Origin of the sequence: Marinithermus hydrothermalis DSM 14884, assembly GCF_000195335.1 — a bacterium.
Taxonomy (GTDB): Bacteria; Deinococcota; Deinococci; order Deinococcales; family Marinithermaceae; genus Marinithermus; species Marinithermus hydrothermalis.
The window spans coordinates 327544-346060 of sequence record NC_015387.1; the positions used below are offsets into that span (position 1 = coordinate 327544).

The window sequence follows — 18517 nt, forward strand, 5'->3', positions numbered from 1 at the left end:
AGGGCGGAGCCATGATGGAGGTACTGCCCTGGCTGTTGCTTCTCCTGCTCTTGGGTTTATTCTATGCACAGTGGCGCAAAGGCGGGGTTGATAACCGCTCCTTCCTGGACGAGATCGAGCGCATGCGCCGTTCCGCCGAGCAGGAGGGCAAGGCCCTGCTGGAGGACGCCCGCCGCGAGGCCGAGCGGGTCCTGAGCACGGCCAAGGAAGAAAGCAAGAGCCTGCTGGAAGCAGCCCGGCGCGAGCTCGAGCAAGCCCGCCAGGAAGCCCGGGAACTCCGGCAGAAGGCCGAAGCGGAAGCGGACCGGTTGCGGCGCGAAGCTGAGCGCCAGGTCAAAGCCCAACTCACCGAGGAACGCGCCCGCCTCGAGCGCGAACTCGCCCGCGAGCGCGAACGCCTCGAGCGCGAGTGGGAGGCGCTGCGCCGCGAGCGCGACGAGCTCAAGCGCCAGGACGAACGCCTCGCCCGCCGGGGCGAGCAGCTCGACGCGCGCGCTGAACGCCTCGACCAGCTCGAGGAGAAGCTCGAGGCCGAGTCCCGCCGTTTGCGCGCGGTGGAGGAGTCCCTCGCCGCTCGGGCTCGCGAGGTGGAGCTCAAGCTCGAGGAGGTCGCGGGCATGACCCGCGAGGAGGCCAAGGCCCTCCTCTTGAAGCGGCTGGACGAGGAGCTCGAGGAAGAAAAAGCCATTCGCGTCAAGGCCGCGATGGAACGCGCGCGGCTCGAGGCGAAGAAACAGGCCCAACACCTGATCGCGCAGGCCGTGCAGCGCCAAGCCTCAGAGACCGCGGCGGCCCTCGCGGTCAGCGTGGTCCCGATCCCCTCGGACGCGATGAAGGGCCGGATCATCGGGCGGGAGGGACGCAACATCCGCACCTTCGAGGCCCTGACGGGCGTGGATCTGATCATCGACGATACCCCTGAGGCGGTCATCCTCTCCTCGTTCAACCCCCTGCGCCGCGAGATCGCCCGGATGGCCCTCGAGCAGCTCGTGGCCGACGGCCGCATCCACCCCAGCCGCATCGAGGAGGTGGTGGAGCGGGCCAAGGAGGAGATGAAGCACTTCATCTACGAGCGCGGTGAGGAGGCCGCCCTCGAGGCGGGCGTGGTGGGGCTCAAGCCCGGCCTGGTGCAGCTTCTGGGTCGGATGCACTTCCGCAGCTCCTACGGACAGAACGTGCTCAAGCACTCGATTCAGGTGGCGCACCTCACGGGCATTCTCGCGGCCGAGCTGGGGCTGGATCCGGGCCTTGCGCGGCGGTGCGGGCTACTGCACGATATCGGGAAGTCCGTGGACCGCGAGATCGAAGGCACGCACGTCGAGATCGGCATCGCCCTCGCCAAGCGTTTCGGGGAGCCGGACGAGGTCATCGACGCCATCGCGCACCACCACGATCCGGAAAACGCCAAGACCCTCTACGCCGTGCTCGTGGCCGCCGCGGACGCGATCAGCGCGGCCCGGCCCGGGGCGCGGCGCGAGTCGCTGGAGGAGTACATCAAGCGGCTGGAGCAACTCGAGGCGATCGCCTCGAGCTTCCCGGGGGTGGAGCAGGCCTTTGCGGTGCAGGCCGGGCGGGAGGTGCGCGTGATCGTCAAGCCCGACAAGATCACGGACGCCAAGGCCACCCTGCTCGCGCACGAGATCGCGCAGCGCATCGAGCGGGACATGGACTACCCGGGGCAGGTGCAGGTCACGGTGGTGCGGGAGACGCGGGTCGTGGATTACGCGCGTTAGCCGGGCGCGGGGGAGGCGGTGAGTTCTGCGCGCTGACTTCTTCGTTTCGCATCTTCCTTTCAGCCTTCCCCGCGCGGCTTGTGAGTAGAATGGGTTGATATGTTTAGGGGCGAGGATATCGGGATCGACTTGGGTACCGCCTCCGTCCTGGTGTACGTGCGGGGGAAGGGCATCGTGCTGCGCGAGCCCTCGGTGATCGCAATGGTGCGGGACACCAAGGAGGTAAAGGCGGTGGGGGCGGAGGCGTACCGCATGCTGGGGCGCACGCCCGGCAATATCGTAGCGGTGCGGCCAATGCGGGACGGGGTCATCGCGGACTATACCCTGACCGAGCGGATGCTCACCATGTTTTTGAAGAAGGTGCTGGCGCCCACGGCGCGCCTGTTCAAACCGCAGGTCATGGTGGGCGTGCCCTCGGGGGTGACCGAGGTGGAGCGGCGCGCGGTGGTGCAGGCCATCGTCGAGGCCGGCGCCAAGCGCGCCTTCTTGATCGAGGAGCCCCTTGCGGCCGCGATCGGCGCGGGCATCAACATCGCTGAGCCCACCGGCAGCATGGTGGTGGATATCGGGGGCGGCTCGACGGACATCGCGGTCATGTCCCTCGGCGGCATCGTGCAGTCCGAGTCGCTGCGCATCGCGGGGAACGAGTTCGACGACGCGATCATCCGCTACGTGCGGCGCACGCACAACCTCTTGATCGGTGAACGCACCGCGGAGGAGATCAAGATCCGGATCGGAGCGGCCAAGATCATGTCCGACGAGGACCGGCTGGTCGCCGAAGTGCGGGGGCGCGACCTGATCACGGGCCTGCCCAAGACCGTCGAGGTCCGGACCGAGGACGTGGTGGACGCCCTGAGCGAGCCGCTGGAGAAGATCGTGCTCGGCGTGCGCCGGGTGCTCGAGAACACGCCCCCCGAGCTCGTCTCGGACATCGTGGACCGCGGCATCCTCCTCACCGGGGGCGGGGCGCTCCTCAAGCACCTGGACGCCCTCTTGCAGGAAGCGACCGGCGTACCGGTCGTGGTGGCCGAGAACGCCCTGGACGCGGTCGCGGTGGGTACCGGCCGGGCCCTCGAGATGATCCCGGTCCTGAAGGACACCCTGATCTCTTCGGATAACGTGCTCAAACGCTAACCATGCGGCTCGCTGAGATCGCGGTGGCGCTCTCCGGTCGCCTCGAAGGGCCGGACCGTGAGGTGGCCCGCCTGGCTGCCCCCGACCAGGCCCAGCCCGGGGATCTCGTGGCGATCCGGGAGGCGCGCTGGCTCGCGCCGGCCCTCGAGGCCCGCGCCGCGGTGGTGGTGGACGAGGCTACGGTCCTGCCGGAAGGCACGAGCGCGGTCCGGGTGGCTTCGGTGGCGGCCGTGTGGCCCCGGCTATTGGACCTCTTCGCCTGGGAGGACGACTGGGGGAAGGGGGTGCACCCCACCGCCTGGGTTGAACCCGGCGCCGAGATCGCGCCCACCGCGAGCGTGGGCGCGTTCGCCTGCGTGCGCCGCGGTGCGGTGGTCGGTCCGGGCGCGGTCGTCGGCCCCTACGCCTACGTGGGCGAGGACTGCCGCGTTGAGGCCGGCGCGGTCCTCGAGCCGCGCGTTACGCTGCACCGCGGCACGGTGGTGGGGCCGCGGTGCCGGGTGATGGCCGGGGCGGTGATCGGCGCGGCGGGGTTCGGCTTCCAAGACGGGCAGCGCCTTATGCACACCGGCCGGGTGGTGCTCGAGGAAGGCGTCGAGGTCGGTCCTCAGGCGGTGATCGAGCGGAGCGTGGTGGGGGAGGCGCGCGTGGGGGCGCACACCAAGATCGGCGGCGCGGTGTACGTGGGGCACAACGCCCGCATCGGGCGGGGCGTGGTGATCGTGAGCCAGACCGGCTTGGGGGGCAGCGTGACGCTAGAGGACGGGGTGATCCTCGCCGGGCAGGTGGGGGTCGCGGACCACGTGACCGTAGGGGCCGGGGCCCGCGTGGGCGCGAAGGGCGGTGTGACGAAGAACGTGCCGCCCGGCGAGACCTGGGGCGGGGTGCCCGCGCGTCCTCTGCGCGAGTACTGGCGGCGTTTGGCGCTTTTGGACCGGCTCGAGGAACTCCTCAAGCGGCTGAAGGAGGGACAGCGTGACGGTTGAGGGGGTGGGGTTGCACACCGGCGCACCCGCGAGGGTGCGGTTTCACCTGGAGGAGGGGCCGGTGCGTTTCCGGGTGGGGCGGGTAGAGATCCCGGCCCGGGCTTCGCGCGTGGTGGAGACCACGCGCGCGACCGTGCTGGGTGGGGAGGGGGTGCGGCTCGCGACGGTGGAGCACCTCCTCGCGGCCCTCTTCCTGCGGGGGATCTGGACGGGACTGGTGATCGAGGTCGAGGGACCCGAGCTCCCTATCCTGGACGGCAGCGCGGCGGAGTGGCTCGCGGTGCTGGAGGGGCTGACGCCTGCTCCGCTCCCGGCCGCGCGCGTCCCGGAGCGCATCCGGGTCGGGGACGCATCCAGCACGGTCATGGCCGAGCCCGCGGAGGGCTTTTCCGTAACGGTCTCCATCTTCTTCAAGCACCCCCGGATCGGGTACCAGAGCTTCGAAAGCCCACCCCGCGCGCTCCGTGAGGTCGCGGACGCCCGCACCTTCGGGTTTGCGCACGAGGCGGAGGCCCTGCGCGCCCAAGGGCTGATCCAAGGGGCCTCTCTCCGGTCGGTGCTCGTGTACGGGGAGCGTGCGCCGTTAAACCCTCCCCGTGGGGTAGACGAGCCGGTACGGCATAAGGCGTTAGACTTTTTGGGGGATCTCTACCTCGCCGGTAGGCCTCCGTTGGGACGCTTTGTAGTCCACCGGGGCGCGCACCGGTGGCACGTGGAACTGGCAAGACGCTTGGAGGCGGTATGGCAGAGCTAAACGTTGGGGTCGTCGGCGTCGGGGTGATGGGCACCTACCACGCGCAGATCTACGCAGGACTGCCAGGCGCCCGCCTCGTCGGCGTGGCCGACCCGGACCCCCTGAGGCGGCAGGTGCTCGAGCGGGACCTTGAGGTCCCGGCCTACGCCGACCCGTACGCCCTGATCGGGAAGGTGGACGCGGTCAGCGTCGCCTCGCCCACCTCGTTGCACTACGAGCACGTCAAGACCTTCCTCGAGGCTGGCGTGCACGTTCTGGTGGAAAAGCCGATGGTTCCCCGACTGGAAGAGGCCCGCCACCTGGCGGCGCTGGCCGAGCGGAAGGGGCTGGTCTTGCAGGTGGGGCATATCATGCGGTTTTACCGCGCGGTGGAGGAGATGCCCCGGCTCCTCCGGAACCCCATCGTGATCGAGGCCCGCCGCGTGGGGAACAACCGCCGCATCCGGGATATCGGGGTGATTCTGGACCTGATGATCCACGACCTGGACGTGCTTCTCCTGCTACTGCGCGAGCGGCCCCGGCGTTGGCAGGTGGTGGGGCACCACCTGGGGGCGGTGGAGGAGTACGCCCACGCGGTGCTCGAGTTCCCCTCGGGCACCAAGGCGGTCTTGACCGCGAGCCGGCTCTCGGCGCAGGCCGAACGTTCCCTCGCGATCACCCAGGAGGACGAGGTGATCCGCATGGACTTCACCAACGATCCCTACACCGAGGTCTCCATCTACCGCGCGGCCGGCGAGCAGAACGGCAAGACCGAGGTCCAGGTCGCGCGTACCTCGATCCACAACGAGAACCCCCTGCGCCGCGAGCTCAAGCACTTCATCGACCGGATCCTACGGGGCGTGGAGCCCATCGGCACCCTCGAGGACGACCTCACGACCCTGGAGATCGCCCTGGCTTTGCGTCAAAGCCTGCACGAGGTGGTGGCATGAATATTACCGAGATTATGCAGATCCTCCCGCACCGGTACCCGTTCCTCCTGGTGGACCGGGTGCTCGAGGCGGACGACAAGCGCTTTAAAGCCATCAAAAACGTGACCATGAATGAGCCCCACTTCCAGGGGCACTTTCCGGACTACCCGGTGATGCCCGGGGTGCTGATCCTCGAGGCGATGGCCCAGGCTTCGGTAGCCGTGGTGGTGCACCAGCCCGAGTTCAAGCCGGGCGGTTTGGTTTTCCTGGTGGGGGTGGACCGGGTGCGTTTCAAGCGCCAGGTCGTGCCGGGAGACACCCTGGTGATGGAGGGGGAACTCCTGACCTACCGGCGGGGTTTGGGTAAGGTCCGGGTGCGGGCCACGGTGAACGAGGAGCTCGCCGCGCAGGCGGAGATCAGCTTCGTGGTCAGGGAGGGCGCATGACCCGGGTGCACCCGACCGCGGTGGTAGCGCCGGACGCGCGCCTAGGCGAGGGCGTGGTAGTGGGCCCATACGCGGTGATCGAGGAGGGGGTGGAGATCGGGCCGGGGACCGTGATCGGTCCGCACGTGGTGATCCACTCCGGGGTCCGGATCGGGGCGAAGAACCGCATCCACGCGCACGCGGTGATCGGAGACCAGCCGCAGGACCTGAGTTACGACGGTGCCCCCACCCGCGTGGAGATCGGGGACGAGAACGTGATCCGCGAGGGGGTGACGATCCACCGCGCCACGCGCCCGGACCGGCCCACCCGCGTGGGCTCCCGCTGCTTCTTAATGGCTTACAGCCACGTGGGGCACGACTGCCAGGTGGGGGACGACGTAATCCTCACGAACGGCGTCCTCCTCGGGGGTCACGTGGTGATCGAGGACCGTGCGGTGCTCGGCGGGGGGGTCGGGGTGCACCAGTTCGCGCGTGTGGGCCGGCTCGCGATGGTCGGGGCGCTCGTGAAGGTCACGCAGGACGTGCTGCCGTTTATGCTCGTGGAAGGCAAACCCGCCCGCCACTACCGGCTCAACACCGTAGGCCTTCGGCGCGCTGGCGTGAACGGCGAACGTTACCGGGCCCTCGAGCAGGCCTTCCGCGCCCTGCGCGCCGGGAAAGGGTTGAACGGCGTGCCCCTGACGCCTGAGGTCGCGCACCTCAAGGCCTTCCTCGAGGCCCCCACGAAGCGCGGCATCACGGGGTTTGTGCGGTGAGGGGCACCAAGCGGTGGGGGTGACGCGACAGGGTGGACGAGGTCCTCTTGATCACCAATGGGCCTGGAGAGCTCTCCACCTGGGTGCCGCCCGTCCTCTCGCGGCTTAGGGCGCGCCTCCCCCAGGCGCGCATCGAGCTCTTCCTCCTCACCGACCAGTTCTCCAGCGGCACCGAGGCCCTCAAGGCCCGGGAGTACCCGGTGGACGCGCTCTCAAACCGCGCCGCCTTTCTCGCACGCCTCGCGCGCCGTAAGGCGGCGCAGCGGGGGATCGTCTTGATGCTGGGCGGCGCGCCGCGGGACGCGGTCCTCCTCGCGCGGGCGACCGGGTACCCGGCGTACGCCTACAGCTTCCACGGGCGGAACTGGCACCCGGGCCTTCAGGGATTCTTCGTGGACGCGGAGCGCTCGCGGCGGGAAGCCCTCGAGCGCGGGGCGGATCCCGCACGCGTGCGGGTGGTGGGTAACCTGGTGGTGGACGCCCTCGCCGAAGCGCCGGACCTGGGGGCGCGCGCGGACGTCCTGCTCCTTCCCGGCAGCCGGCCCTTCGCCGCCCGGTACCTTCTGGGCTTCATGCTGCGCGCGGCCGAGCTTCTGGCCGAGCGACGGCCGGACCTGACCTTCGCCTGGCTCAAAAGCCGCCTGCTGCCCGACGCGGTCGTGCAGGAAGCCCTCTCCGGACGGTACACTCGCGCGGTGGGGGGTGTCGGGGCGCGCCTCGAGGACGGCGCGCTCGTCACCGAGGGGGGGCTAAGGGTGCGGGTGCTGGACGAGCCGCAACGCTACGGCGCGATGCGCCGCGCGCAGCTCGCCTGGACGATCCCCGGGACGAACACCCTCGAGCTGGCCCTCGCGGGGTTGCCGGCCCTGGTGCTCCTGCCGTTGCATAAGCCGGAGCTGCTGCCGCTCGAGGGGCTCGTGCAGTGGGTGGGGGCGCTGCCCGGTGTGGGGCCTTGGATCAAGCGCCGTGCGGTCCTGGCCCTGGAGGCCCGCGTGCCGTACCTCGCCTTGCCCAACCAGTGGTTGAACACGCGCGTGTATCCGGAGCTGCGGGGCGTGTTCGGTCCAGAGCGGCTTGCCCAGGAGGCCGACGCATTGCTCGAGGCGGACCGCGCCCGGGAGGTGCGGGCGCACTTGGCGCGCTTGGAGCGCACCCCGGGCGCGGACCGGTTGGTCGCAGCCGTCCTGGAGGAGGGGTCGTGCGCCTGATCCGTCTGCTCAGGCCGTACTGGCGCGAGCTGTTGCTGGCGCTCTTCCTCGCCGCGCTGCCCGCGGCGGCGCAAGCCGCGCTGCCGCCCTTGCTCGTCAAGCCGCTGTTGGACGAGGTGCTCGCCGAGGGGCGCTACGACCAGTTGCGGGCGTTGCTCGGGGTCGCAGCCGGCCTCCTCGGCCTCGTCGCGCTCGGCGGGTACGCGCAGGAAGCGTTTATGGGGTACCTCTCGGTGCGCGTGCCGCGCGAGCTGCGGGAGCGGATCCAGGCCCGGCTCCTCCAGGCGGACCTCGCCCGCCTCCCCGCCGCGCCCGCGGCGCTCGCCGGCCGGATCCTCGCCGACCTCAGGGAACTCGAGAGCTTCATCTTCTTCGGGTTGGGAGCGCTGCTCGTGCAGGGGGCGCTGCTTTTGGCGCTCCTTGTGGCGCTCTTGGTCCTGTACCCCAAGCTCACCCTGGCCCTCGTCGCGCTGCTGCCCCCCCTGTGGCTGCTGTTTGGCTGGGTGGGGCGGCGGGTCGCGGCGGCGAGCGGCCGCACCCAGGCCGCGGCCGAGCGGGTTGCTGGGCGGCTCGCCGAGGGGTTCAGCCGCCTCGAGCTGATCCGCGCCCAGAACCTCGCGGACTTCGCGCGGGAGCGGTTCCGTCAGGAGAGTCGCGCCTACTACCGGTTGGGCCTTGCCCGGGCGCTCACCGCGGCCTTGCACCTGCCCCTATCCCAGCTGGCCACGGCGGTGGTGGCGCTGGCGCTGTTGTGGCTGGGAGCCCGGGCGGTCGAGGCGGGAGCCATGACGACCGGGGACCTCACCGCTTACCTCACCTACCTGGGCCTGGCCGTCTCCCCGATGCAGACCCTCTCCCGCGCCGGGATGCTCTTCGCGCAGGCGGAGGGGGCCGCCGCGCGGCTCGTGGACCTCCTGCACCTTCCCGAAACGCCCCCCTCTGGAGGGTACCGGCCGGAGCGGCTCGAGGGGCGGATCGAGTTTCGCGAAGTGCGCTTCGCCTACCCGGAGGGGCGCGCGGCCCTTGAGGGGGTGACATTCACCCTCGAGCCCGGCACGCTGAACGCCCTCGTGGGGCCTTCGGGTGCGGGGAAGAGCACCGTGCTGCGCCTGATCCTGGGGCTGTACCGCCCCGCGGCGGGGGAGGTGCGCTTGGACGGGCGGCCGCTTTGGGCGTACGACCTGGAGCTGGTGCGCCGGGTGGTGGCCTGGGTTCCGCAGGAACCCGCGTTCTTCGGGGGGACGGTGCGGGAGAACCTCGAGGCCCTCGCGCCCGGGGTGAGTGCAGCGGCGATGCGGGAGGCGCTCGAGACGGTCCAGCTTTGGGAGGAGCTCTCCGCGGGACTGGAAACCCCGGTGCACGAGGAGACGGGCGGGCTTTCCGTGGGGCAGAAGCAGCGCCTCGCGATCGCCGCGGCCTTGCTGCGCGACGCGCGCGTGCTCTTGCTGGACGAGGTGACCAGCGCGCTCGACCCGATCTCCGAGGCCCGCGTCCTCACGGCGCTCGAGGCGGCCCGGGCGGGACGTACGGTCCTCGTGGTCGCTCACCGGCTGCACACCGTGCGGCAGGCGGACCGTATCCTGGTGATGCAGGCGGGGCGCGTGGTGGAGACGGGCACCCACGCGGAGCTCGTGGCGCGGGGGGGGTTGTACACCCGCCTCACCGAGCAACTGGCGTAGAACGTCGTACCCGATACCCTTTGCTCTCCGTTCGCGCGCAACCCTGAAGTGCTCATGACGGCACGCGGGCGCGGCAACTTGTGGCGCTGGGGACGGGCGGTCCTTTGGGTGTGGGCCTGGCTCACGCTCGGGGGGCTGGGGGTGGCGCAGGGCGGGGTGGGGCATATCCAGGTCCAGGCGGAGCCGGGCGTACAGGTGTTCTTGGACGATACCTTTGTCGGCTTGACCCGCGAGGCGGTGGGGGGGCTCGTGATTCCGAACGTGCCGGCCGGGCCACACACGCTACGCCTGGTCAAGGAGGGGTTTTACCCTCAGGAGGGCGCGATCACGGTCGAGACCGGGCGGGTGCTCGTGTACCGGGTGGAGCGGTTTGCCCTCAAGCTGCGGATCACCGAGGAAGGGGAGGCTGTGGTGGGCGAGCCCAAGGCCCAGGTCGGCACCCTGATCATCCAGTGCCTGCCGATCGAGTGCGTGATCGACATTCCCCTTTTGGAGGTACACGGCTACCGCAAGACCGGGGTGCGGTGGAAGGCCGAGGGTGTGCCCGCCGGAGTATACGACCTTACGGTGCGCGGGCTGGGACGGCGCGTGGAGCAGCGTGTGGGGGTGTGCTCGGGCAGCGAGGTCATGGTTTTGCAAGGGCATACTGGCGCGGTGCGCTCCCTCGTCTTCAGTTCCGACGGTACCTTGCTCGCCACTGGGGGTTTCGACTGCACGATCCGGTTGTGGGAGGTGGGCACCGGCCGGGAACGCGCGGTGTTGAAAGGGCACGCGGACCTGATCTACGGGGTCGCGTTCAGCCCGGACGGGGCGCGGCTCGCCTCGGCCTCGAGCGACCGCACGGTGCGGCTGTGGGCCCTCGGCGCGGCTGAGGCCCCGGCGGTTCTCGAGGGGTACGGGGACGGTGGCCTTCAGTCCCGATGGGCGGCGGCTCGTGGCGGGGCTCGAGGACGGCGCGGTGCGCGTCTGGAAGGTGAACTGGGAGGCGATCGCGAGCGGCACGCTACCATGAGGGTATGGACGTGATCGCCTTCATCAAGCGCGCCCGCGGAGGGCGCGTGGTCGAGACCCCGTTTCTGGATCCGGAGGACCAGGCGCGCCTGCAGGTTCTCGCGGAGCGGGAGGGGGTGCGCCTCGCCTGGTTCGGGGGCCTGCCCGGCGCGGCGCGGCGCGTGGGCGTGCTGTACCCCGGGCACGTGCCCGCGGTGAGCGACCCCACGCGCGTCCTCGAGGTCGTGGGGGAAGGGGACCTCGAGGCGCGGGTGCAGGCCTGGCTCGACCCAGCCCTCCGGGGTGAGGTGCGGGCCACGGAGGACGGGGTGCTCGTGGTGACGACCGAGAAGGGGCGCAAGCAGCTTGTGGCGGCGGGCCTCGAGGTGCGCGAGCTTCCGCAGGCGGCGCGGCGTCGTACGCGGGAGCGGGTGGTGGTGGTGCCGTCCCTGCGCGTGGACGTGGTGGGCGCCAAGGGGTTCGGCACCTCCCGCAACTACTTCGTGCAGGGGGTGAAGGCTGGGAAGGTGCGGATCGGGGGGCGCGTCGCGCGGGCGAAGGACGTGGTGGCCGAGGGGGACGTGCTGGTGGCTGAGGGGCTCGGCCAACTCACGGTGCTGCGCGTGCTGGGCCGGACCACGCGGGGGAACGTGAAGCTCGAGGTGCGGCTAGAGCGGTGAGCCAAGAATGCGTTTGCGGGGCCGGTGATGGGCCCCGCTGTTTTGGCGGAGAGGGCGGGATTCGAACCCGCGGTACCGGTTGCCCGGTACAACACCTTAGCAGGGTGCCGCCTTCGACCACTCGGCCACCTCTCCACGCTGCTGTTCTGGCGGAGGGTGAGGGATTCGAACCCCCGGTGGGCGTTGCCCACTGCGGTTTTCAAGACCGCCGCCTTCGACCGCTCGGCCAACCCTCCGGCCGCACCCTATACTATGGCGAACCGCGGCTGGGTTTGTCAAGGCGGCTTGGGTCTTCTCGTACGGCCCTGGGGGGATCGGGCGGCGAGGGTTTCGAGGCAAACGCGATCCCCCGCCCGAAGGCGGGGGAGGCTCGGCGCGAACGCACCGCGTTAGGCCAGGTCGTCCATGATCTCGCGGATCTCCTTCTTAATGCAGGTGAACATGGGGGTGTCGCGCAGGGTGTACATCGAGGCCTCGGTGAACCGCAGGCGGTGCACCAGGTCCACGAACTCCTGGGGGTAGTTGGAGTCGAAGGCCACCACGAACTCCTGGTCGTCGAGGCCGTAGGAGTACGAGGTGTTGAGGCGCACGCCTTCGAACGGGGCGGAGACGTAGATGTGCTCGTCCATCATGCCCTGGCGGGTCTGGGGGGTGAGCCGGTACCAGTCGCGTTTCTTGACGAAGGGATATACGAACAGGTACTGCCCCTCGCCCGGCCGGAGCTCGACCCCCTCCCCCTCAGGATTGAAGCGATCCACGTAGATCGAGCGCTTCTGCATGGAGAGGAAGGAGTAGGGTTGGGTCAGGTACCCCGCGAGGTGCGTGCGGTTCAGCTCACGCTGCATCGCTTGGAACTCACGCACATCGAAGGCGATGCGCCAGATCATGAAGTCCGCGTCGCTGCGCACCCCCACCAGGGAGTAGGTGCGCACGATGAACCCTTCGCCGCGCTCCGCCCACCGCTCCACGACCTCCGCGAACTCGGCCTTGGCCCGCTCCTTCTCGCTCGGCTCGAGGCGACGGAAGGCCGGGTCCAGCTTGAAGAAGGCGTAGTTCATGAACTGCCGCTTGGCCCGGTCGGGTTCCTTCTTGACCACGAGGCCCGCGGGGTCCATATCGGTCATGCGGCGGGTGGGCCGCTCGTTGTACTCGCGGATCTGGGGTTTGGGGCGTTCGGGTCGCTCTGCCATACCGTTCCTATACTACCGAACCCCGAAGGGACGGTCGTCCCGTGCACCTCACGTTTGCTACCCCTCCGCGGCCTCAATCACGCCACAGGCCACTCGAGGCCCCGCGTTCCCCGAGGGTTGAGTGGTGAGATCGTCCGGGTTCGCGTGCACGACCACGCTCAGGCCCAGGACGGAGGCCAGGCCGCCCTCAAGGGCAAGGTCCGCCATGGTGCGCTCGTAGCGGGCACGGCCGTCCTCGCCGGCCTCGAGGTTTCCCAGGTCGCCCGCGTGGTGCTCCGGACTGTCGGGGCTGCCGTGCGCGGAGGCCGTGGGGTTGTAGTGCCCGCCGGCGCTCGAGGCGTCCGGAGCGCTGCAGTCCCCGACCTCGTGGATGTGGAAGCCGTGCTGGGTGTTCGGCTCGAGGCCGCTCACCTCCGCTACGATCCGAAGCCCTTGGTCCGTTTGGGTGAAGCGCACCGTGCCTTGGACGCTGCTGCCTGAGGTGGGGGCGAGGGGTGCGAGGGCTTCGGTTGTGGTGGGGCTGGCGGCGGCGGGCGGGTTAGGGGCGGGGGAGCGGCGCAGCACGAGGAAGAGCGCCGCTATGATGACGGCCAGGATCAAGAGTCCTATGCTTCGATTCATGCGAATACCTCCTTCAATCCGGGAAATATGGGGAAATCTAAGCGCGTTGCGGAATGGTCGGCTGTGCGCGGTACCCCGCTATCTTACCACCGGAGGACCGGACCTTCCTGGAACCCTGCCGGGGCCCGCGGCGCGCAGGCCGGGGCCCCGGTTCGCGAGACTTGGGGGGTTAGGCCTCGCTTTCCAGGTCCATGCCCATCACGTGGTATCCGGCGTCCACGTAGACGGTTTCCCCGGTGATGCCCGAGGCGAGGGGGGAGAGGAGGAAGAGCCCCAGGTTCCCAACCTCCTCCAGGCTGATGTTACGTTTTAGGGGCGCGATCGAGGCGACGCGCTCGTACATCTTCATGAACCCAGGAATGCTGCGCGCCGCGACGGTGCGCACCGGTCCCGCCGAGACCGCGTTGACCCGCACGCCCTTCTTGCCCAGGTCGTACGCCAGGTACCGCACGCTCGCCTCGAGGGCGCTTTTCGCGATGCCCATCACGTTATACTTGGGCACGACCTTCTCCGAGGCGTAGTAGGTCAGGGTGATGATGCCACCGCCTTCGCTGAGGAGGGGTTCGGCCTCGCGCGCGACGGCGACCAGGGAGTACGCGGAGACCTCGAGCGCAGTCAACCAGTCCTCGCGCCGGGTCTCGATGTAGCGGCCTTCCATCGCGGCGCGGGGCGCGAAGGCGATGGAGTGCACGATGTAGTCCAGCCCCCCCCAGGCCGCCTTGAGGTCGGCGAACAAGGCCTTGAGTTCGTCCTCGCGGGTAACGTCGCACGGGTAGAGCCGACGGTCCGGGATCTTCTGGGTGAGCTGCTCGAGGATGGGTTTGAGGCGCTCGCCTTGGTAGCTGAACGCGAGCTCGGCCCCAGCCTCGTGCAGTTTCTCGGCGATGCCCCACGCGAGGCTGCGCTGGTTGGTCACGCCCATCACCAAGGCGCGTTTACCGGAGAGGTCAATGCGCACCATACGTCCCGTATCTTAACCGGACCGGGGCGCTGGGGGCATAGACTGGGTGTAACGGAGGAAACGATGCGGGTGGATTTGACGCGTTACGGGAACATGCACAACTGCTTGCGGCACCTCGAGCGTTCGCGGCGCGAGGTCCTCGAGGTGGTCGAGGGGCTGGACGAGGCGAGGTTTTTCCGTAAGCCGGAGCCGGAGGCGTGGTGTGCGGCGGAGGTGCTCGAGCACATCGCGCGGGTGGAGGACTCGGCGGCACGAGTGATCCGCCGGCTTCGGCGCGCGGTTGGGGGGGAGCCGCTGCCGCAGGTGCGCGTGGCGCCGGGGCGTTTCCGCCCCGACGGGCGGGCGGTTGCGCCGGAGGTGGTCGCGCCGAAGGGGGGATTGTCGCGAGCGGAGGTGCTGCGGATGCTCGGGGCGGCCCGGGCGTTCCTGCTCGCCGAGGTACACGCGAGCGAGGAGGTGCTCGAGGCTCCGGTGACGTTCCCGCACCCGTTTTTCGGGGCGTTGACCGCTCTAGGGTGGCTGCGGGTCGCGGCGTTTCATGAGCGGCACCATCTCCGGCAGCTCCGCCGGATCGTGAGTGGACCGTCTTGATACAAGCTTAACCATACCCCCGTAGGGTAGGGTCGGAGGTGGGAATGATGAAACGCAACTCCAAGACCTGGATCGGCGCGAGCCTCTTGACCCTGGCCCTGCTCGGCCTCGCGGCCGCCCAAGGCATGATGGGCGGCGGCAGCGGCATGATGGGCGGCGGCATGGGAGGGTTCCCGGGAACCACAGGCATGGGAGGCCCTTCAAGCGGCATGGGGGGCGGCATGGGCATGATGGCCGTCTACCCGGCCACGGCGAAGCCGATCCCGAAGGAGCAGGCGGAGCGGCTGCTCGAGGCGTACGCGGCGCGGCTGGGCCCCGACGCCCAGATCCGGGACGTGATGGTGTTCAGCAACAACTACTACGCCCAGGTGGTGAACGCCCGGGGTGAGGGACTGGGCGAGGTCCTGGTGGACCGGTACACCGGGAACGTCTTTCCCGAGCCGGGGCCGAACATGACGTGGAACGCCCGGGCGGGGTTTATGGGCGCGCCGCTGGGCGCGGTGCGGTACGACCTCGAGGCGGCGCAGGCGCTGGCGGAGGGGTTTCTTGCGGACTACCTGCCGGGTGCGGAGGTGAAGGCGGCGCAGGCGTTTAGCGGGTACTACACCTTCGACTTCGGCCGGGAGACGGTCGAGGGGATGCTGAGCGTGAACGCCTTTACCGGGGAGGTGTGGGTGCACACCTGGCACGGGCCGTTCCTGGGGGGCGACGAGGAGTAATGTAGGACCGGAGGGCCGATCAGGGGGCGCTATGCGCCCCCGTTTCGCGCGCATCCAAGGATCGCCCCTTAAACCTCCCACACGGACCCCTGCTGAGCCTTACGTGCGGTCCCCCTGGGGTCCCCATCGTGATGAACGCCACGGTGGCGTGCTTAGCCGAGCAGCCCGCGTTCAAGGGCCCACCGCACGAGCTCGGCCCGGGTCTTCAGACCGAGCTTTTCCGCGGCCCGCTCGCGGTAGGTCGCCACGGTCTTCTCGCTGATCCCCAGGTGCTCCGCGATCTCCTTGTACGTCTTGCCCTCCGCGATCTGCCGGACCACCTCCAGCTCGCGCTCGGTCAGCTTGGCTTCGCGCGCGTGAGGGTTCGCCATCTCGCGCGCAACCCGTGAAAGGAGTCGGGCGGGAGCGTAGTACTCTCCCCGCACCACGGCGAGCACCGCGTCCACCAGCTCGGCTTCCACCGCGCTTTTAGGGACGTACCCCTGTCCGCCGGCCTCGAAGAAGCTCTGCACGTACTCAGGGTCCTCATGCATCGAGAGCGCCACAAGGCGCACCTCGGGGGCCCGCGTTCTCAGGGTTTTCGCGGTCTCGATCCCGCTCATTCCGGGAAGCGAAAGGTCGAGCACCGCCACCTCGGGCTTGAGCAGGGGGATCTTCTCGAGGGCTTCCTCGCCACTCTCGGCCTCTCCTACCACCTGCACAGGACCTTTGGCCTCGAGCAGGAACCGGATCCCGGCGCGCACCACCGGGTGATCATCCACCAAAAACACGCGGATCATGCGCGTCCTCCCGGTTTGAGCGGCAGCCGGGCGTACACGGTCGTTCCCGCACCCGGTGCGCTCTCCAACCGGAACTGGCCCCCCAGCAGCTCGACGCGTTCCCGCATCCCCGCGAGCCCCAGCCGTGTGGAGGCGACCCGGCGGGGATCAAACCCCACGCCGTCGTCCTCCACCACGAGCTGCACCGCGTCCCGGTGCGCGGTCAGGACCACCGAGACCCGCTGGGCCCGCGCGTGCCGCACCACGTTGGTGAGGGCCTCTTGCGCCACGCGGTAGAGGACGGTCTCCATCTCCGGGGGGAGGCGAAGGGGCAGGCGGGCCACCAGCTCCACCTCAAGGCCGTACCGTTCCCCGACCTCGCGCGTGTACCGCTTGAGGGCGGCTTCCAGCCCCAGCTCGTCCAATACGGAAGGCCGCAGGTCCAGCGCGATGCGCCGCACGTCCGCGAGCGTCATTCCGGCGAGTTCCTTAAGGCCCTCGAGGCGCGCCGGATTCGGGTCGGCGAGGGCGGCCTCGAGGCCAAGGATGATGCCGGTCAGGGCCTGGCCCACCTGGTCGTGTAGGTCGCGGGAGATGCGCGTGCGTTCCTCCTCCTGGGCGTTGAGTAGAGCCTTGAAGAGGCGGGCGCGTTGGGCCTCCTTTTCCTTGAGAGCGGTGTAGAGTCGCGCGCGTTCGAACGCGGCGCGGATGCACTCCACGACCGTGTTGAGGAAGGGCCGGGACACCTGACCGCCCGAGACGGCGATGGCCGCTTCAGCGTCGATGGGCACGATTTGCCAGCCCTGCACCTGCCGCACCTCCTTCGCCTCAAGGGCCTCCCGCACCCACTCGAGGAGAGCGGGGCGCAGCGCGCAGGCCTTCAGGTCGGTGTAGGGGCAGGTGCCGACCGCCACGGTGTCCAGCCCGGCTGTACCGGTGATGAAGGCTTCGCCGCAGCGGAACCACCCGGTGTGCACCAGGGTTGCGAGGGCGCTTTGCAGCACCTCGCGCGGCTCCAGGCTGCGCAGCGTTGCCTGCGCGAGGCGCTGGAGGGTCTCCAGTTCGCGCGTCCGCTGTTCCGCCTCGGTCCGGGGCCAGGGTCGCGCGTGCTCCCCTTCCGCCACTCGACACACGCCCATACCTCCAGCATAGGGGGTTTTCCCACGTTGAATGTCCGAAAAACTCCTACAACCGAGAAGTATCCCCTGGACGTTTGTCCCTGCCACTTCCCGGGCTGCTCGCCTACGCTTGAATTTAGGCTGAACTCCTGGGGAGTTGGCCGCTTGCGGCAAGGGAGGTCTGGGTCATGCAAGAGGGGAAACCAACAGGCACCTTGGCACTCATCGCCTTCTTGACCGCCACGATCCTGATCTTTTGGTTTGGGGTGTTCTACCTCTTCCTTTCCCGGGGGTGAGCGATGGAGGAGAAGAAACTGGCGAAAACCCTCGAGCGCTACGAGCGTGGCTGGATCGTCTTTGCACTGACTATGATCCTGGTCTTTCTCGTGTTGACCGGGTACACCGTCTCGAACTTCGCCTCCTACGTGCCGGACACCGTGAATCGGGTAGACCCGCGGAGCGTACGACTGGAGGGGGAGTTCGCCAATCCGCGGGTGGAGCAGGTCGGGCCGAACGCTTACCGGGTCTACATGATCGCCCAGGCCTTCAGTTTTGTGCCGGGGGAGGTACGGGTGCCGAAGGGTGCGGAGGTGACCTTCTACGTCACCAGCCCGGACGTACAGCACGGGTTCTTAGTGGAGAACACCAACATCAACGTCCAGATCATTCCAGGGGGTCATGTAAAAAACTCGGTTGAGTAAGAGGGGAGCCCTTAGTCTGGTTCTGCCATGAAGCCGACTGAGGACTCCCCGAGCTCCATCGTACCCTGTCCCCACTGCGGAGCCACCCGTGAGGAGAGCGGGGGCTACCGCAGACGCAAGCTGCGCACCTTTCGGGGCATCCAGGAAGTCAGAGTCAAACGGATCCGCTGCGCCCAATGCAAGCGCCAGAAACGAGCTCTCTACCCGGAGGACTGCCCTAGAAGCCGCTGGTACGCGATCTCCATCCAGGAGCACTTCCTCATCCTCGCAAGCCATCGCGCCCCTGAAAGCGTCCAAAACGATCTCGCCAAGAACCTGGGCTTCCCCCTCACCCGTCCCACCCGCCTCCGCTGGCTCAGGTCCGCGGGGGCCAGGGCCAAACGGCTCCTTCAGCGGGAGAACCGTCTTCTCCGAGGGCGGGTGTACTGGGGGAGTGTGGATGAATGGGCCTTTGGCCGGGGCCCCAAGGGGTACGGGTACCTTTACTTTGAGGCTTGGACGGGTTGCCCGCTGTGGGGAGACCTTGGCCATCGGCGGCGTTACGAGCGGGTGCGGGAGCTCCTTTGGAGGTTACCTCCAAGGCTG

General features: G+C 69.1%; 20 protein-coding genes and 2 tRNA genes. 15 read left to right on the plus strand and 7 right to left on the minus strand.

Annotated features, from left to right (window positions below):
* Positions 1-11: 11 nt before the first annotated feature.
* The 11 genes from rny to MARKY_RS01770 all read left to right on the plus strand — a co-directional run bounded on the left by rny (position 12) and on the right by MARKY_RS01770 (position 11273).
* Positions 12-1733 (plus strand): ribonuclease Y, encoded by a 1722-nt coding sequence (gene rny, locus MARKY_RS01720; protein ID WP_013703147.1) that lies wholly within the window; start codon positions 12-14, stop codon positions 1731-1733.
* 99 nt (positions 1734-1832) lie between these two features.
* Positions 1833-2867, plus strand: a complete 1035-nt coding sequence (gene mreB / locus MARKY_RS01725; protein WP_013703148.1) for a rod shape-determining protein — start codon at positions 1833-1835, stop codon at positions 2865-2867.
* Between the two features lie 2 nt (positions 2868-2869).
* Positions 2870-3853, plus strand: coding sequence for a UDP-3-O-(3-hydroxymyristoyl)glucosamine N-acyltransferase (lpxD, locus tag MARKY_RS01730; protein ID WP_013703149.1), 984 nt, complete (start codon positions 2870-2872; stop codon positions 3851-3853).
* Entirely contained in the window at positions 3843-4607 is a 765-nt protein-coding gene (locus MARKY_RS01735; RefSeq protein WP_013703150.1) for a UDP-3-O-acyl-N-acetylglucosamine deacetylase, read from the plus strand. Before lpxD ends, MARKY_RS01735 begins: the two co-directional genes overlap by 11 nt.
* Complete coding sequence (locus MARKY_RS01740; protein ID WP_013703151.1) at positions 4595-5536, plus strand: Gfo/Idh/MocA family protein; 942 nt, start codon at positions 4595-4597, stop codon at positions 5534-5536. Before MARKY_RS01735 ends, MARKY_RS01740 begins: the two co-directional genes overlap by 13 nt.
* A complete protein-coding gene (fabZ, locus tag MARKY_RS01745; RefSeq protein ID WP_013703152.1) occupies positions 5533-5961 on the plus strand; it encodes a 3-hydroxyacyl-ACP dehydratase FabZ in 429 nt (142 codons plus the stop codon). The genes MARKY_RS01740 and fabZ overlap by 4 nt, the downstream gene beginning before the upstream one ends.
* Positions 5958-6716: an acyl-ACP--UDP-N-acetylglucosamine O-acyltransferase gene (gene lpxA, locus MARKY_RS01750; protein WP_013703153.1), complete on the plus strand. Its 759-nt coding sequence runs from the start codon at positions 5958-5960 to the stop codon at positions 6714-6716. The genes fabZ and lpxA overlap by 4 nt, the downstream gene beginning before the upstream one ends.
* A 32-nt stretch (positions 6717-6748) precedes the next feature.
* Positions 6749-7924 carry a glycosyltransferase family protein gene (locus MARKY_RS01755; RefSeq protein WP_013703154.1) on the plus strand — a complete coding sequence of 392 codons (1176 nt, stop codon included), beginning with the start codon at positions 6749-6751 and terminating at the stop codon, positions 7922-7924.
* Complete coding sequence (locus MARKY_RS01760; protein WP_013703155.1) at positions 7915-9603, plus strand: ABC transporter ATP-binding protein; 1689 nt, start codon at positions 7915-7917, stop codon at positions 9601-9603. The genes MARKY_RS01755 and MARKY_RS01760 overlap by 10 nt, the downstream gene beginning before the upstream one ends.
* A 54-nt stretch (positions 9604-9657) precedes the next feature.
* Entirely contained in the window at positions 9658-10629 is a 972-nt protein-coding gene (locus MARKY_RS01765) for a hypothetical protein (RefSeq protein ID WP_013703156.1), read from the plus strand.
* Positions 10620-11273, plus strand: a complete 654-nt coding sequence (locus MARKY_RS01770) for a S4 domain-containing protein (RefSeq protein ID WP_013703157.1) — start codon at positions 10620-10622, stop codon at positions 11271-11273. Before MARKY_RS01765 ends, MARKY_RS01770 begins: the two co-directional genes overlap by 10 nt.
* Positions 11274-11316: 43 nt before the next feature.
* Here MARKY_RS01770 and MARKY_RS01775 read toward each other — a convergent pair.
* The 5 genes from MARKY_RS01775 to MARKY_RS01795 form a co-directional block, all read right to left on the minus strand.
* Positions 11317-11408, minus strand: a tRNA-Ser gene (locus tag MARKY_RS01775).
* 12 nt (positions 11409-11420) lie between these two features.
* Positions 11421-11509 (minus strand) — tRNA-Ser (locus MARKY_RS01780).
* 153 nt (positions 11510-11662) lie between these two features.
* Positions 11663-12463, minus strand: coding sequence for a chlorite dismutase family protein (locus tag MARKY_RS01785; protein ID WP_013703158.1), 801 nt, complete (start codon positions 12461-12463; stop codon positions 11663-11665).
* Positions 12464-12520: 57 nt separating this feature from the next.
* A complete protein-coding gene (locus tag MARKY_RS01790) occupies positions 12521-13084 on the minus strand; it encodes a superoxide dismutase family protein (protein ID WP_013703159.1) in 564 nt (187 codons plus the stop codon).
* Between the two features lie 169 nt (positions 13085-13253).
* Positions 13254-14045, minus strand: coding sequence for an enoyl-ACP reductase FabI (locus tag MARKY_RS01795; RefSeq protein WP_013703160.1), 792 nt, complete (start codon positions 14043-14045; stop codon positions 13254-13256).
* 63 nt (positions 14046-14108) lie between these two features.
* Between MARKY_RS01795 and MARKY_RS01800 the strand changes: the two genes are divergently transcribed.
* Complete coding sequence (locus MARKY_RS01800) at positions 14109-14636, plus strand: DinB family protein (RefSeq protein WP_013703161.1); 528 nt, start codon at positions 14109-14111, stop codon at positions 14634-14636.
* A gap of 44 nt (positions 14637-14680) precedes the next feature.
* Complete coding sequence (locus MARKY_RS01805; RefSeq protein WP_013703162.1) at positions 14681-15355, plus strand: hypothetical protein; 675 nt, start codon at positions 14681-14683, stop codon at positions 15353-15355.
* A 152-nt stretch (positions 15356-15507) separates the two neighbouring features.
* Here MARKY_RS01805 and MARKY_RS01810 read toward each other — a convergent pair whose 3' ends face one another.
* Both MARKY_RS01810 and MARKY_RS01815 read right to left on the minus strand, forming a co-directional pair.
* Positions 15508-16134 carry a response regulator gene (locus MARKY_RS01810; RefSeq protein WP_013703163.1) on the minus strand — a complete coding sequence of 209 codons (627 nt, stop codon included), beginning with the start codon at positions 16132-16134 and terminating at the stop codon, positions 15508-15510.
* Positions 16131-17252 (minus strand): sensor histidine kinase, encoded by a 1122-nt coding sequence (locus MARKY_RS01815; RefSeq protein ID WP_083804407.1) that lies wholly within the window; start codon positions 17250-17252, stop codon positions 16131-16133. The genes MARKY_RS01810 and MARKY_RS01815 overlap by 4 nt, the downstream gene beginning before the upstream one ends.
* A 167-nt stretch (positions 17253-17419) precedes the next feature.
* Here MARKY_RS01815 and MARKY_RS01820 point away from each other — a divergent pair, with 167 nt between their 5' ends.
* Positions 17420-17527 carry a cytochrome c oxidase subunit 2A gene (locus MARKY_RS01820; RefSeq protein WP_013703165.1) on the plus strand — a complete coding sequence of 36 codons (108 nt, stop codon included), beginning with the start codon at positions 17420-17422 and terminating at the stop codon, positions 17525-17527.
* Between the two features lie 3 nt (positions 17528-17530).
* Positions 17531-17932, plus strand: coding sequence for a cupredoxin domain-containing protein (locus MARKY_RS01825; RefSeq protein ID WP_013703166.1), 402 nt, complete (start codon positions 17531-17533; stop codon positions 17930-17932).
* The last annotated feature ends 585 nt before the right edge of the window (positions 17933-18517 follow it).

Bases quoted from the DNA above. Each gene is read 5' to 3' on its own strand.
- MARKY_RS01820 (WP_013703165.1), top strand. From the start codon at position 17,420: ATGCAAGAGGGGAAACCAACAGGCACCTTGGCACTCATCGCCTTCTTG.
- lpxD (WP_013703149.1), top strand. From the start codon at position 2,870: ATGCGGCTCGCTGAGATCGCGGTGGCGCTCTCCGGTCGCCTCGAAGGG.
- MARKY_RS01795 (WP_013703160.1), bottom strand. From the start codon at position 14,045: ATGGTGCGCATTGACCTCTCCGGTAAACGCGCCTTGGTGATGGGCGTG.
- MARKY_RS01790 (WP_013703159.1), bottom strand. From the start codon at position 13,084: ATGAATCGAAGCATAGGACTCTTGATCCTGGCCGTCATCATAGCGGCG.
- lpxA (WP_013703153.1), top strand. From the start codon at position 5,958: ATGACCCGGGTGCACCCGACCGCGGTGGTAGCGCCGGACGCGCGCCTA.
- mreB (WP_013703148.1), top strand. From the start codon at position 1,833: ATGTTTAGGGGCGAGGATATCGGGATCGACTTGGGTACCGCCTCCGTC.
- MARKY_RS01740 (WP_013703151.1), top strand. From the start codon at position 4,595: ATGGCAGAGCTAAACGTTGGGGTCGTCGGCGTCGGGGTGATGGGCACC.
- MARKY_RS01815 (WP_083804407.1), bottom strand. From the start codon at position 17,252: ATGGGCGTGTGTCGAGTGGCGGAAGGGGAGCACGCGCGACCCTGGCCC.
- rny (WP_013703147.1), top strand. From the start codon at position 12: ATGATGGAGGTACTGCCCTGGCTGTTGCTTCTCCTGCTCTTGGGTTTA.
- MARKY_RS01770 (WP_013703157.1), top strand. From the start codon at position 10,620: ATGGACGTGATCGCCTTCATCAAGCGCGCCCGCGGAGGGCGCGTGGTC.
- MARKY_RS01765 (WP_013703156.1), top strand. From the start codon at position 9,658: ATGACGGCACGCGGGCGCGGCAACTTGTGGCGCTGGGGACGGGCGGTC.
- MARKY_RS01785 (WP_013703158.1), bottom strand. From the start codon at position 12,463: ATGGCAGAGCGACCCGAACGCCCCAAACCCCAGATCCGCGAGTACAAC.
- MARKY_RS01800 (WP_013703161.1), top strand. From the start codon at position 14,109: ATGCGGGTGGATTTGACGCGTTACGGGAACATGCACAACTGCTTGCGG.
- MARKY_RS01825 (WP_013703166.1), top strand. From the start codon at position 17,531: ATGGAGGAGAAGAAACTGGCGAAAACCCTCGAGCGCTACGAGCGTGGC.
- MARKY_RS01810 (WP_013703163.1), bottom strand. From the start codon at position 16,134: ATGATCCGCGTGTTTTTGGTGGATGATCACCCGGTGGTGCGCGCCGGG.
- MARKY_RS01805 (WP_013703162.1), top strand. From the start codon at position 14,681: ATGATGAAACGCAACTCCAAGACCTGGATCGGCGCGAGCCTCTTGACC.
- fabZ (WP_013703152.1), top strand. From the start codon at position 5,533: ATGAATATTACCGAGATTATGCAGATCCTCCCGCACCGGTACCCGTTC.